We start from the raw sequence: 13,159 nt of genomic DNA, 5'->3' as shown, positions 1-13,159 counted from the left end.
CGGGTCAGCGCAGTTCCTTCGGCGGCGTGCGGTCCGCGTCCACCTTCTCCACGCGCTCCAGCTCGCCCCACACCACGTACCGGTAGCGGCTGGTGTAGACGGGCGTGCAGGTCGTCAGGGTGATGTACTTGCCGGCCTTCTTCTTGCCGGACTCCTTGGGGACGGCGCCGAGGACCTCCACGTTGAACTTCGAGGTCTCGGGAAGGATCGAGTACACCTTGTAGACGTACCAGTTGTCCCGCGTCTCGAAGACGATCGCGTCGCCCTGCTTCAGCTTGTCGATGTTGTGGAACTTCGCGCCGTGGCCGTCGCGGTGGGCGGCCAGGGAGAAGTTGCCGTTCTTGCCGCTCGTGGGGAGCGTGGCCTGGACGGGGTCGGTGTAGTAGCCGGCCACGCCGTCGTTGAGGATCTTCGACGAGGTGCCCTTCTCCACCAGGACCTCGCCGTTCTTCATGGCGGGCACGTGCAGGAAGCCGATGCCGTCCTTGGTGTCGAGGGCGCCCGGACCGGTGTCCTCCCTCGCCCAGGTGTCGCGGACCTTGTCACCCTGCTGGTCCGCCTCGCGGTCGGCGAGGACGTTGGTCCACCACAGGGAGTAGACGACGAACAGGCCGAGCACCAGCCCGGCCGTGATGAGGAGTTCACCGAAGACACTGATCACCAGGGCGATCCGGCCGCCCCCGCGGCGCCGGCGCGCGGGCGGGGACGCGGCTGGGGACGCGTCGGTGTGCTCTTCGTGCTGAGTGCCGTCGGTGGTCGCTGCCACGGTTCATCTGCCCCTACTCGACGAGCGCATCCGGCTTGCCCTTGCTGCGCGGCCGTTCCTCGACCATCTTGCCCCAGACGATCAACCGGTACTTGCTGGTGAACTCCGGCGTGCACGTCGTCAGCGTGATGTACCGGCCCGGCCCGGTGAACCCGGAGTCCGGCGGCACGGGGTCGAGGACACTGATGTTGCTCGGCGCGGTCACGGGCAGCATCGACGCCATCTTGTAGACGTAGTAGTCGTCCTGCGTCTCGACGACGATGTCGTCGCCGGGCTGGAGCCGGTTGATGTAGCGGAACGGTTCGCCGTGCGTGTTGCGGTGCCCCGCGAGGCCGAAGTTGCCGGTCTTGGCGTCGGGCATGGCCGTCTTCAGCTTGCCCTCGCCGTAGTGGCCGACCATGCCCTTGTCGAGGACCCGCTTGTTGCTGATGCCCTCGGCGATCGGCACGACCACGTCCAGCTTGGGGATGTGCAGGATGGCGAAGCCCTGGCCGGGCGAGAAGGTGCCCGGGTTGCGCTTGCCGTTCGCCCAGTCGTCCTGGAGGCTGCTGGCCTCCTGGTCCGCCTGCGCGTGCGCCCGGACGTTCGTCCACCACAACTGGTAGGTGACGAACAGCAGCATCAGCACACCCGTGGTGATGAACATCTCGCCGACCGCGCGGCTCGCGACCACCGCGGCGCCAGGCTTACGGGCCCGCGCCTGCCGTCGGGCCTCCACCCGGGACAGCGGCCGCTCCTCGGACCGCGCCGTTGTCTCGGGCTGTGCCGTCACCTCGGAGGCGCCGCCGTGGCGCCCGTGACGGCGCTTGGCGGCCTTTCTGCGGGCCGCACGGCCACCGGGTGTGCTCGGGGAGGCCGGAGAGGCTGGAGCGGCGCCAGAGGCGGATATGGACTCGCCGCCGAACACCGACTCCGGTGGCGGCGGGATCCGCAGCGCCACCGTCTCCTCGTCGATGGGAGGGTCGTACGGCGGACCGCCGTAGAGATCCTCGCGCTCGGGGCGCAGTGCCGTCACGCCGTGGCCCTGCCCACCACCGGGGCGAGCCCCGCCGACCTCGCGACCGCGTCCTGGTAGCCGCACTCCACGAGCCAGTTGGCCAGCATCCGGTGCCCGTGCTCGGTCAGCACCGACTCCGGGTGGAACTGCACGCCCTCGACCGGGAGTTCACGGTGGCGCAGACCCATGATGATGCCGTCCCGCGTCCGCGCGGTGACCACCAGCTCGGACGGGACGGTCCCCGGCTCGGCGGCCAGGGAGTGGTAGCGGGTCGCGGTGAACGGGGAGGGCAGGCCGGCGAAGACACCCTTGCCCTCGTGCTCGACCAGCGAGGTCTTGCCGTGCAGCAGCTCCGGCGCGCGGTCCACCACACCGCCGTACGCCACCTGCATCGACTGCATGCCCAGGCAGACACCGAAGACGGGCACGCCGGTCGTCGCGCAGTGGCGGACCATGTCGACGCAGACGCCCGCCTCCTCGGGGGTGCCCGGGCCCGGCGACAGCAGGACGCCGTCGAAACCGTCCTGCGCATGGGTCGTGGAGACCTCGTCGTTGCGCAGGACCTCGCACTCGGCGCCCAGCTGGTACAGGTACTGGACCAGGTTGAAGACGAAGCTGTCGTAGTTGTCGACGACGAGAATGCGTGCGCTCACTGGTTGTCCACCGTCACATCGTTGAAGGGAAGCAGCGGTTCGGCCCACGGAAAGACGTACTGGAACAGGACATAGACGACAGTCAGCACCAGCACGAGGGAGATCAGCGTCTTCAGCCACACGTTTCCCGGCAGATGCCGCCAGATCCAGCCGTACATGCCGTCCCTTCCGTCGCACCACGGCACCAGACTCTCGCCGTACGCCACCAGACTAACGGCGTAGAGCCCCCGGTTCGCCTGCGTCCACAGGCTGAGTGGAGTCCAGGTGCGCCCAGACGATCAGGCGGTGACTGTGGCCCCACTCGGGGTCGCACGTGGTCAGCGTCAGATAGCGTCCGGGACGCGTATACCCCGACTTACGTGGCACAGGGTCGATCACCTCGATGTCGGTGGGAACTGTTCTGTAAGGGCCTTTGTCGATGCGGTACGTGAACCAGGTGGTGCCGTCGTTGAGCACCACCGCGTCCCCGCGCCGCAGCTTCGGGAAGTCCTTGAACGGGTCGCCATGGGTGCGGCGGTGGCCGGCGACCGAGAAGTTGCCGGTCTGCCCGAGCCGCGCGGTGCCCGCGTAGTGGCCGAGGCCCTTCTTCAGGGTGCCGGTGGCGGTCCCTTCGAGCACCGGTTTGTTCCACGTGAAACCGAGCCGCGGGATGTACATGATCGCGAAGGGCTTCCCGCTGCGGTACGGCGCCGGAGGGGCGGGGCTCGCGGAGGCGCCGGCGGTGACCGCGGGCTGCCGCTCCCACTGGTCCTGGAGGAGGTCGATCTGGTCACCCATGAGGTGATCGGCCTGCACGCCGGTCCAGAAGAGCACGTAGACGACGAAGAGGACGATCACGGTGCCGACGGTGACGCACAGCTCGCTGACGGTCCGGACGATCACACGCACCGGCGGCTCCCGTAAGGCGCGGGCTTCTACTCCACTGGCTTCGCGTAGTGCAGGTCCACTGTGCCGGAGTAGCCGGGCAGAGTCACCGTGCCGTCCTCGGTGACTTTCCAGCCGAGCCCGTAGACGTTGACGTACACCATGTAGTTCTGGATCGCCGGGGAGTCGGCGAGGGCCTGCTGGAGCTTCTCCGGGTCCCCCACGGCCTGGATCTTGTACGGCGGGGAGTAGACGCGGCCCTGGAGGATCAGGGTGTTGCCCACGCAGCGCACGGCGCTGGTGGATATCAGCCGCTGGTCCATGACCTTGATGCCCTTCGCGCCGCCCTGCCAGAGCGCGTTCACCACGGCCTGGAGGTCCTGCTGGTGGATGACCAGGTAGTCGGGCTGCGGCTCGGGGTAGCCGGGGAGCTTGGCCGTGGCGTCGGGCGGGGCGTCGTTGAGCGTGACGGTGATCGCCCGGCCCTTGACTTCCTGGGTGCCCGCGTCCTTCTCCAGCCCGGCGAGTTTCTCGGCCTCGGCCGTGGTGCGGCCGTCGTCGGGCTGGGCCAGCGACTCGACCTGGTCGCGCAGGGCCGCGTTGGACTCGTCCAGCTCGCCGTTCTTCCGGCTGCGTTCATGGATCAGGTCGGACAGCTTCAGCAAGGACGCGTCCGTACGGAGGTCGGTGCCCTTGGCCGTGTTGAAGCTGGTGACGAAGAGGAGCCCCGCGAGGGCGAAGACACCCGCCGTGAGTACCCGCACCGGCCGGAGACGACGTCGAGGCGGAGGTGCGGAACCCGTTGAACCCGTCCCGGGGAAGTCGGCAGAATTGCTCAACGTACCCTTATCTCCTTCGGCGCCGTAGAAGCACTACGCTAACGGACGCCCGGGGGAGCGCTCAGTGTCCCCTTGTACGCTGCCCCGAGCCCGACCCAGTTCCCTGCGCGGCCACGCAGCGCATCGACAGGAGAGACCCTCGTGCCGAAGTCACGTATCCGCAAGAAGGCCGACTACACGCCGCCGTCGGCGAAGCAGGCGACCGCGATCAAGCTGAACAGCCGCGCCTGGGTCGCGCCGGTGATGCTGGCCATGTTCCTCATCGGGCTGGCCTGGATCGTCGTGTTCTACGTGACCGACGGATCACTGCCCATCGACAAGCTGGGCAACTGGAACATTGTGGTCGGTTTCGGCTTCATCGCCGCCGGATTCGGCGTCTCGACCCAGTGGAAGTAGCGGCCACCTCCCGGTGAACACAGCTCTGCCCAGGGCTATCCACTGAGTTATCCACAGCCGTTTTCCACAGTGGGGAAAAAGAACGACCATCTGTGGATAACCTGCCGGGTGTTGACGCCGGTGTGACAGAACCACCGGGCGTCGAAAACCTGTTCGCCCCCTGCCTGACCTGCGGAAACACAGGTCGGTGACAGGGGGCACAGCTGTTCCCGCACAGTGTGCACAGGATCGGGTACACGCTGTGGACAACGGGCGCTCAGGTGAGCTGGGCGGTCCTCAGGAGGGTCGTCACCACGACGGCCACGAGCACCAGCGCACAGGTGCCGAACTGCACCAGCGAGCGGCGGTCGCGGGGTGCGTGGACCATGCCGTAGCCGATCAGGACACCGGCGACCAGGCCGCCCACGTGGGCCTGCCAGGCGATGCCGCTCCAGCCGAAGGTGATGATCAGGTTGATCACCAGCAGGGCGATGATCGGCCGCATGTCGTAGCGCTGTCGGCGCACCAGGACGGCCATCGCACCGAAGAGGCCGAAGATGGCGCCCGAGGCGCCGAGCGAGGGCTGGTTGGGCTCGGCGATCAGATACGTCAGCGCGCTGCCGGCCAGCCCGGAGGCCACGTACAGCGCGAGGAAGCGCACGCGTCCCAGGGCCGCCTCCAGGGGGCCGCCGATCCACCAGAGGCTGAGCATGTTGGAGAGGATGTGGATGACGCTGCCGTGCAGGAACATCGAGGTCAGCATGCGGTACCACTGACCCTCGGCCACGCCCTGGAGCTCACCGAAGCCCAGCGCCGGCATGATCGCGCGGCCGATCAGGTCGAAGCGGTCGGTGAAGCTGTCGCCCATCGACATCTGGGCCAGGTACGCCGCCAGACAGAGGCCGATGAGGATCTTGGTGAGCAGCCGGGGGTCGTCCGTGAGCGTGCCGCCCGCGAGGGTGCGGGGCCGGGACGCCGACGGGGCGTGGCCGGTACCGGAGCCGCTGCGGACGCACTCCGGGCACTGGAAGCCGACCGAGGCGCTGACCATGCACTCCGGGCAGATGGGGCGCTCGCAGCGGGTGCAGCGCACGCCGGTCTCACGGTCGGCGTGGCGGTAGCAGGCGGGCAGGCCGTTGTGCGCGTCGTCCTGTCGACTGCCTGGCGCCTGGTCCATGGGGTCCCCCAACGTCGTCGTATGCAAGGCTTTGCCCCGCTCATCCTTACGGACGAGCGGGGCAATTGGTTCCCCTGGGGGAACCGTGCGTCCCGGATGACCGGCGCCGGTGCGGCCGGTACTAGCGCTTCTCGACGACGACCGACTCGATGACGACGTCCTTGAGCGGGCGGTCGGTACGCGGGTTGGTCTGGGTGCCCGCGATGGCGTCGACGACCTTCTGGCCGGCCTGGTCGACGACCTCGCCGAAGATGGTGTGCTTGCGGTTCAGCCAGGCGGTCGGGGAGACCGTGATGAAGAACTGCGAGCCGTTGGTGCCCGGACCCGCGTTGGCCATGGCCAGCAGGTAGGGCTTGTCGAAGCGCAGGTCCGGGTGGAACTCGTCCTCGAACTGGTAGCCGGGACCGCCGGTGCCGTTGCCCAGCGGGTCACCGCCCTGAATCATGAATCCGCTGATCACCCGGTGGAAGACCGTGCCGTCGTAGAGCTTCGCCGTGGTCTTCTCGCCCGTCTCCGGGTTGACCCACTCGCGCCCGCCGGTGGCGAGGTCGACGAAGTTCTTGACCGTCTTGGGGGCGTGGTCCGGGAAGAGCCGGACCTCGATGTCGCCGTGGTTGGTCTTCAGGGTGGCGTACAGCTGCTCGGCCACGATCTGCCTTCCGTTGTCTTTCCGTGACCCCCTGATCCTCGCACGACCCGCGCCGTACGTCGCCCGGCGGCCACCTCGGATGCCACAGAAATACACCCGTGTCGTCCTCCGGCGGGAGCGGGCCGGGCCGATCCGTGGCATTGTCGACGGCAAGCTCCCGTTGCCCCGTATTCATCCGCTCTTGTATCCCATCAAGACAACTCGGGACGTTCGGCACCCGTATGCCCGTCCGCGCATGCCCCGGCAGCCGTCGGCAGGCATGATCCGTAAAAGGGTGGAAAGTCGAAATACCGTACGCCACCGAGGAGGAGGAACCCGTGACCCGCATCGACAGCGTGCGCGCCGCGACCGGTTCGGCGAAGGACAGCGTGCTGCACGCCGCGGAAGTGGTGGCGCCCTACGCCGACACGGCCAAGGAGAAGGCCGCGCTCTATGCGCACGAGGCCCGCGTACGGCTCGCGCCCAAGGTGTCCCAGGCCGCCGGACAGGCCCGCGTCCAGTACGGCGCCCATGTCGCTCCTCGACTGGAGCAGGCCCGGGCACACGTCCCGCCCAAGGTCGACCTGGCCGCACATGAGGCGGCCGTCCGTACGCGCCTGGCCGCCCGGCAGGCAGCCGACTACTCCCGGCCCAGGATCGAACACGCCATGGCCGCGGCGCTACCCGTGAGGGACCAGGCCGCCGCCCGGGGCGCAGCCGCGATCGCCGCGCTGCGCGGCCAGGTGACCGCCAAGGAGATCAAGAAGCTGACGCGCAAGCACCGGCGGCGGGCGAAGGCGGGCAAGCTCGCCAAGTCCATGGCCATGCTGAGCGCCGTCGGCGCGGGCGCCTACGCGGCCTGGAAGTGGTGGGACAAGCAGGCCAACCCGGACTGGCTGGTCGAGCCGCCCGCCGCGACGGAGGTTCCCGCCGGTGGCGGGCTGACCTCGGTCGACGGCACCGGCCCGGCGGTCCTGGACCCGGAGGCCAAGGAGGCCGACGAGGAAGCGGCCAACAAGGAGGACCGCAGCTGAGTCCCACCGGGCTCTGTTTCACGTGAAACGTCCCCTGCTGTCTCGTCCGGCTTCGGCGGATGCCGGCGAGACCGCGGGGGACGTTTCGCTGCCGTCTGGAGCGACGTCGGGTGGGGCCACGTGCGGTCAGGGGCGGTGGGGTCCCGTGCGGTCAGGTCACCTGTGGTGGAGCGCTGTGCCGCCTCATCGTCTACGGCGCGGGACCCCGCCGCCGCGTCCCGTCGCGGTGCCGACCACCGCGAGGACGGAGAGCAGGACGAGCGCGCACGCGGGGCCGAGGACGGTCCAGGGGGCGAGTTCGACGTAGGGCTGGTTCTCCGAGAGCAGGCGGCCCCACTCGGGGGTGGGTGGCTGCTCGCCGAGGCCGAGGAAGCCGAGGGAGGCCAGGACCAGGACGGTGGTGGGCAGCCGCAGCAGGGCGTTGCGCACCAGGGAGGGCAGGACCGCGGGCAGCAGATGGTGGCGCAGGAGGTAGGACGGGCCGGCGCCGAAGGAGACCGAGGCGAGCATGTGCCCGCTGGCCCGTTCCTGGGCGAGCAGGGCTGCCGTCTGGGCGGCGTAGGGGGTCCAGCCGACGAGGCACACCGCACAGGCGGCGCCCCAGACGGACGGTCCGGTGACCGCGGTGGTGAGGAGCCCCGCGAGGACGGCCGGGAGCGTGGACCCGACTTCGGTGAGACCGGCGCTCACCCGCCCGGCCATGCCCAGCAGCAGTCCGGCGGCGGCGCTGACCGCCGTCACCAGGAGGGCGACACCGGCGGTGCGCAGGGCGCCGTGGCCGAGCCGGGCCAGCAGATCGCGGCCCAGCGCGTCGGTGCCCAGCGGGTGCGCGACCGACGGGGGCAGCAGCCGGGCGGCGGTGTCGACCTGGAGCGGATCGCGCAGCAGTCCCGCCACGACGGCCGTGAGCAGGACGGCGGCGCAGCAGGAGGCGATCCAGCGCAGGGAGCGCCGCCGGGGGAGGGTGGACGGGGGCGGGGCGGTGAGGGCGCCGTCGCGCAGGGCGGGGCCGAGGAGGGCGCGGCCCAGGGCCTGGAGGAGGAGCCCGGCGGTGACGCCGAGCAGGACGAGGACGAGCGTCACCGTCTGGAGCGGCGGCAGGTCCTGCGCCATGGCGGCGTCCAGGGCGAGCCGTCCGAGGCCTGGGATGTTGAAGATCTTCTCCACGGCGACGGCACCGCCGACCAGGGCCACGACGGTCGGCAGCAGCTGGGGGAGCACCGCGGGCAGGGTGCGGCGCAGCGCGGTGCGGGCGATGCGGCCGGGGGAGAACCCGAACGCGTGCCAGGTGCGTGCCCAGGGTTCCTGGAAGGCGCCGGGCAGCGACTGGTCGAGGAGGCCGCCGATCATCGCCCCCGAGGGCAAGCCGAGGGCGAGCGCGGGCAGCACCATCGACGACGGTCCTTCCCAGCCTTGGGACGGCAACCAGCCCAGCCACACCCCGCACACTGTGGCGAGCAGTGAGGCGAGCAGGAACTTGGGCAGTGCGGCGAGGACGGCGGCGGCGGTGCCCGCCCGGGCCCGCCGCAGCCGGCGCCGGGATCCGAGGTGGAGGGTGCGGGCGCAGACCAGCGCGGCGACCACGACCGTGACGGCCAGGGCGCCGAGCATCATGGTGAGCGAGACGGCGAACGCGGACGTCACCTGCGGCAGGACGGGTTCGCCCGACACCCAGGAGGTGCCCGCGTCCCCGCGCAGCAGACCGCCCAGCCACCGCGCGAGGTGCGCGAGGGGCCCGTCGTCCAGCCCGAGTTGCTCGCGCACGGCGGCGAGCTGGGCGGGGGTGGGGTCCTGGTCGGCGGAGCGGGCCCGCAGGACCGTCAGCGCGGGGTCGGTCCGCGACAGCCAGGGCAGCAGGGCCACGGCCGTGAGCAGGGCGGCCCCGGCGACGATGCGGCCGGCGCCGGCCCCCCACCGGGGCGGGTGGGGCCCGGCACCGAGCGACGTGGCGCTCATCGGCGGCTACTTCAGGTGTGTGTCGACGTCGACGAGGGAGCGCTCGCGGGGGTCGAGGAGGACGCCCTCGACCTCGGGGGCGATGCCCTGCACGACCTTCTCGTGGACCAGCGGCACGACGGCGTCGGTGCGCAGGATCTCCGCCTCGGCCGCCATGATCTTCCGCTGCCGCGCGGCCATGTCGCCTTCCTCGGCGGCGGACTTGATGGCCTGGTCGACCTTGGCGTCCTTCAGTCCCGCGATGTTGTAGACGCCCTTGCTGGTGTAGTCGCTGGCGAGGTAGGCGACGGCGTCACCGGTGTCGAGGAGCGTCACCCGGGAGAAGACGAGCGCGTCGTACTTGCCCGCGAGGAGGTCGGCCTCCATCTGCGTGTACTCGCGCACGTCCTGCTTCACCGTGAACCCGGCCTTCTCCAGCTGCTGCTGGAGGACGGTCGCGGCCTCAGGGAGTTCGGCGCGGTTGGTGTAGGTGGCCAGGCGCAGGGTCTTGTCCTTGGTCTTGGCTCGGACCTGCGCGGTGGTGGCGGCCTGGGCGCGGCCGGTGACCGCGACGCGCTTGCCGGCCGCCCAGGGGACGGCGGGCCCGAACAGGCCCTGCGCGGGGTCGGCGTAACCGCCGAAGACCGAGCCGACGAGGGCGGATCCGTCGACGGCCGCGCGGGCGGCGGCGCGCAGGGCGGGGTCGGTGAACAGGCCGGCGCGGGTGTTGAGGATCAGGCTGTCGGTGCGCACGGACGGCACCTCGTGACGGGTGCCGGCGTCGAGCAGAGCGGCCTGGGCGGTGGGGATCCACTCGGCGATGTCGACGTCGCCGCTGCGCAGGGCGTTGGCGCGGGCGGTGCCGTCGGCGATCCAGCTGACGTCGATGCCGGAGGCCTTGGCCTTGCCGCCCCAGTGATCGTCGAAGCGTTCGAGGGTGGCCTTGGTCTTGCCGGTGAGCTTGGTGATCTCGAAGGGGCCGGTGCCGGTGCCGATGGGGCTGACGGTGCCGTCCTTCGCGTACGCCTTGGGGGCGAGGACGCCGAGGGCGGGGCTGGCCAGGCGCAGCGGGAGGACCGGGTCGGAGTTCTGGGTGGTGATGGTGACGGTGTCGGCGTCGTCGGCCTTGGCGGTCAGGGTGACGTCACTGAGGACGCGGGGCTTGGTCTTCGCGGCGCCCGCGTGGTCGAGAGCGTTGACGACCGACTCGGCGGTGACCGGGGTGCCGTCCTGGAAGGTGGCCTTGCGCAGTTCGAAGGTCCAGGTCGTGGCGTTCTTCCGGGTCCAGGACTCGGCCAGCGCGGGCGCGGCGGCGCCGTCCTTGTTCAGGGCGGTGAGTCCTTCGGCCACGGAGAGCTTGCTCAGCACGGTGGCGTCGTTGCTGTACGGCGACAGCGCCTGGACCGGGGGCACCGCGAGCGCGACCCGGAGACGCCCGTCCGCTCCCCCCGCGCCGTCGGTGTCGGCGCCACCCTCGTCGGAGACGAAACAGCCGGCCAGCAGGGGGGTGAGGGCAAGCGCCGCTATGAGGCCTCGGGAGGTGGTACGCATGGTGGTCCTGTCGTGCGGGGGGACGGGCTTGCCCCGGGAGCACGGGGGCGAGGGCCAGGGCCGCGCCAGCATATAAGGCAAGCCTTACCCAACCCACAGCCAGGTAGGTGAGACCTCAACCAACGGACATCACCGGGTTCACCGCGCGGCCACCACCGGCCTCACCCCATGGACGCCATCCGCTCGCCCGTCCACGGGTCGACGCCCGTCCCCCGAAGGCGCCGGTACTCGCTGTCGTTGAGGTACCGCACGTGGTCCTTCCCCCACAACGCCAGGCCGCCCAGGGGGCATTCGGGGTAGTCCGCCCGCAGGACGCGCACCAGGAACGCGACGGCCCCGCAGTCGTGCCGGGTCCACAGCCTGTCGTCCCGGTTGAACAGCAGGACGGGCCAGGCGTCGGGGTCGTCGCCCGAGGTGTCCCAGCAGAGGATGTCCGCGTCGGCGTCCACGGCCCACGCGAGCAGGCGCGGGGACGTGCCCTCCAGCTCGGGCGACTTGCGCCCCACGGCCCAGGCGTCCTCGGCGTTCAGCGACTCGACGCGCATGCCGTCCGGTTCGGGCTGCCCCTCGCGCGGCTCGGGCTTCACGATGCTCAGGTAGTTCGCGGCCGCCCCCTCTCCGTACTCGTCGAGGAACCGCCGGTAGTCCGACGGGAAGGGCCTCCCCCAGGACGCGGTCATGCGCTCCCAGTCGACCACCGTGTCGCTCTCGGCCGTGGGGGGCATGAGCCGCCGCAGCGTCGCCAGTTCATTCATCGCGGTCACTTCTTCCTCCGTGAGATCCCGTCACGGCGTGGCTCCGATGGGAGCGGCGGCGCCGCTGCCGGGATCGACGAACAGTCCGAGGTTCTGCCCCTTGAGCGTATTCGGAATGTGCTGATTGATCTGGATTCAGGGTGTTCCATCCGGGTTGGTTCCATAGGCGTCACCTGGAAGCCGAACGGAACCGTGCGGTCGCCGACGTAACGCGGCGTCACGGCGTACTCGACCTGCGGCCCGTCAGGACGGCGGCCCCGACCTGCGCCTCGTAGCTGTACATGTGGTCGGTGCCACGTTGCTGATCGGGTTGCCTCCGACGCAGGCGTACTGGTTGCCGGAGAAGGGATCGCTGAAGTCCGGGATCAGGGCTCCGAGATCCGGGATCAGGGCTCAAAATCCGGGCCACGGCTCCGGGATCCGGGATCAGGGCTCCGAGGTCTCGGACTCGAGGGACGCCCGGGTCGCCCTGCCGTACACCCCCGACTCGTCCGGGAGGACGACACGGGTGAGCTGATAGGCCCGGACGGCGTACTCGACGCCGCGGTCGTACTCGCCGTCGGCTTCTGCGGCATAGAAGCCGACTTGGCCCAGCCGGAGCTGGAGTTCGGCGACCTCCGGCCCCTCGTCGCCCAAGCGGAGGACGGGGTCCTGCCCGGCCGGCGGCCCGCTCGGCGCGGGGGTCGCCGTGGCGGTGGCGCCGGCACTGGACGGCGGCCCGGTCGGAACGGGGGACTCCGACGCCGTGGCCGACTCGCTCTCGGCCGGACTCGCACCCGGCGAGGAAGCCGGGGCCTGGGAACGCTCCGGCGAAGGGCTCGTCGGGGCCGGGCCGGCCGACGAGGCGCTGCCGCGAGAGGCCTGCTCGGGCACGCCCGCCCGCACCCCTTCGGGTAAGGAGTCGTCCCGCGAGGGACTGTCGTAGAGGAAGACCCCGCCGACGATTCCCCCCACGATCAGGACGGCCCCACCGGCGGCCAGCCCGACGACCCACCCCGCTCGACGCCGCCCGGGCGGGGCGGTCGGCCCATCCACGGCGCTCGCGCCCGGTGGCGGCGCCGCCGGGGACGCGTACTCGGCCTGCGCCTGAGCCTCGCCCTGCATCTGAGCCCCGGCCTGCGTCTGAGCCTCGCCCTGCATCTGAGCCTCGCCCTGCATCTGGGCCTCGGCCTGCGCCTGAGCCTCACCCTGCACCTGGGCCTCGCCCTGCGCCTGAGCGCCGGCCTGCGCTTCAGCCGGAATCCCGGCCTCCTCCCGCCCTGCGAGCCCCTCGCCGCCCCCGGCGCCGTCGTCGCCCAGCTTGACGAACGGCCGTATACGCACCGGATCGAAGTCCTCCGCCGCGGCCGCCTGCACCGCGCGGTCGTCACGATGGGCCTCGGACGCGAGGCGGGCACAGGAGCAGCCCGGAGTGCCGTCCGCCGCCCTGGGAGCACCACATTCCGGGCATATCGCACCTGTCGGTTCACTCACGCCTGCGCCTCTCCCGCCGAGCAGTTCAGAGTTCAAACACATTTTCTCCATGGATTCACCAGGAGGTGACCGAATCCGGAAGCGCGACGTCCAGGCAATCGAAAAGCAGCCA

General features: G+C 70.7%; 14 protein-coding genes. 2 read left to right on the top strand and 12 right to left on the bottom strand.

What is annotated here, in order from left to right:
- Positions 1-4: 4 nt before the first annotated feature.
- From ALMP_RS26740 to ALMP_RS26715, 6 genes are read right to left on the bottom strand one after another with little or no spacing between them, the layout of a single operon-like run.
- The gene (locus tag ALMP_RS26740) at positions 5-766 is read right to left on the bottom strand and encodes a class E sortase (RefSeq protein ID WP_264932844.1); all 762 of its coding nucleotides are present in this window, start codon (positions 764-766) and stop codon (positions 5-7) included.
- A 13-nt stretch (positions 767-779) separates the two neighbouring features.
- Positions 780-1,781, bottom strand: a complete 1,002-nt coding sequence (locus ALMP_RS26735; RefSeq protein ID WP_264932843.1) for a class E sortase — start codon at positions 1,779-1,781, stop codon at positions 780-782.
- Positions 1,778-2,416 carry an aminodeoxychorismate/anthranilate synthase component II gene (locus ALMP_RS26730; RefSeq protein ID WP_264932842.1) on the bottom strand — a complete coding sequence of 213 codons (639 nt, stop codon included), beginning with the start codon at positions 2,414-2,416 and terminating at the stop codon, positions 1,778-1,780. Before ALMP_RS26730 ends, ALMP_RS26735 begins: the two co-directional genes overlap by 4 nt.
- Entirely contained in the window at positions 2,413-2,622 is a 210-nt protein-coding gene (locus ALMP_RS26725; RefSeq protein WP_264932908.1) for a hypothetical protein, read from the bottom strand. Before ALMP_RS26725 ends, ALMP_RS26730 begins: the two co-directional genes overlap by 4 nt.
- A gap of 4 nt (positions 2,623-2,626) precedes the next feature.
- A complete protein-coding gene (locus tag ALMP_RS26720; protein ID WP_264932841.1) occupies positions 2,627-3,304 on the bottom strand; it encodes a class E sortase in 678 nt (225 codons plus the stop codon).
- Positions 3,305-3,330: 26 nt separating this feature from the next.
- On the bottom strand, positions 3,331-4,119 hold the full coding sequence (locus ALMP_RS26715) for a DUF881 domain-containing protein (RefSeq protein WP_264932840.1): 789 nt from the start codon (positions 4,117-4,119) through the stop codon (positions 3,331-3,333).
- Positions 4,120-4,260: 141 nt separating this feature from the next.
- Here ALMP_RS26715 and crgA point away from each other — a divergent pair, with 141 nt between their 5' ends.
- Positions 4,261-4,515 carry a cell division protein CrgA gene (gene crgA / locus ALMP_RS26710; RefSeq protein ID WP_264932839.1) on the top strand — a complete coding sequence of 85 codons (255 nt, stop codon included), beginning with the start codon at positions 4,261-4,263 and terminating at the stop codon, positions 4,513-4,515.
- Between the two features lie 256 nt (positions 4,516-4,771).
- Here crgA and ALMP_RS26705 read toward each other — a convergent pair whose 3' ends face one another.
- Together ALMP_RS26705 and ALMP_RS26700 are read right to left on the bottom strand one after the other, a co-directional pair.
- The gene (locus tag ALMP_RS26705) at positions 4,772-5,671 is read right to left on the bottom strand and encodes a rhomboid family intramembrane serine protease (RefSeq protein ID WP_264932838.1); all 900 of its coding nucleotides are present in this window, start codon (positions 5,669-5,671) and stop codon (positions 4,772-4,774) included.
- 121 nt (positions 5,672-5,792) lie between these two features.
- A complete protein-coding gene (locus ALMP_RS26700) occupies positions 5,793-6,320 on the bottom strand; it encodes a peptidylprolyl isomerase (RefSeq protein WP_264932837.1) in 528 nt (175 codons plus the stop codon).
- 317 nt (positions 6,321-6,637) lie between these two features.
- Between ALMP_RS26700 and ALMP_RS26695 the strand changes: the two genes are divergently transcribed.
- Complete coding sequence (locus tag ALMP_RS26695; protein ID WP_264932836.1) at positions 6,638-7,333, top strand: DUF5324 family protein; 696 nt, start codon at positions 6,638-6,640, stop codon at positions 7,331-7,333.
- A 183-nt stretch (positions 7,334-7,516) separates the two neighbouring features.
- Here the strand turns inward: ALMP_RS26695 and ALMP_RS26690 are convergent, their stop codons facing one another.
- From ALMP_RS26690 to ALMP_RS26675, 4 genes are all read right to left on the bottom strand, one after another.
- A complete protein-coding gene (locus ALMP_RS26690; protein ID WP_264932835.1) occupies positions 7,517-9,289 on the bottom strand; it encodes an ABC transporter permease subunit in 1,773 nt (590 codons plus the stop codon).
- A gap of 6 nt (positions 9,290-9,295) precedes the next feature.
- On the bottom strand, positions 9,296-10,819 hold the full coding sequence (locus tag ALMP_RS26685; protein WP_264932833.1) for an ABC transporter substrate-binding protein: 1,524 nt from the start codon (positions 10,817-10,819) through the stop codon (positions 9,296-9,298).
- A gap of 161 nt (positions 10,820-10,980) precedes the next feature.
- On the bottom strand, positions 10,981-11,583 hold the full coding sequence (locus ALMP_RS26680) for an SMI1/KNR4 family protein (protein ID WP_264932831.1): 603 nt from the start codon (positions 11,581-11,583) through the stop codon (positions 10,981-10,983).
- Between the two features lie 417 nt (positions 11,584-12,000).
- Positions 12,001-12,897, bottom strand: a complete 897-nt coding sequence (locus tag ALMP_RS26675) for a peptidoglycan-binding protein (protein WP_375803537.1) — start codon at positions 12,895-12,897, stop codon at positions 12,001-12,003.
- Between the last annotated feature and the right edge of the window lie 262 nt (positions 12,898-13,159).

The organism is Streptomyces sp. A012304, from assembly GCF_026008495.1.
Classification (GTDB): Bacteria; Actinomycetota; Actinomycetes; order Streptomycetales; family Streptomycetaceae; genus Streptomyces.
This window is presented reverse-complemented; position numbering and strand designations above follow the sequence as displayed.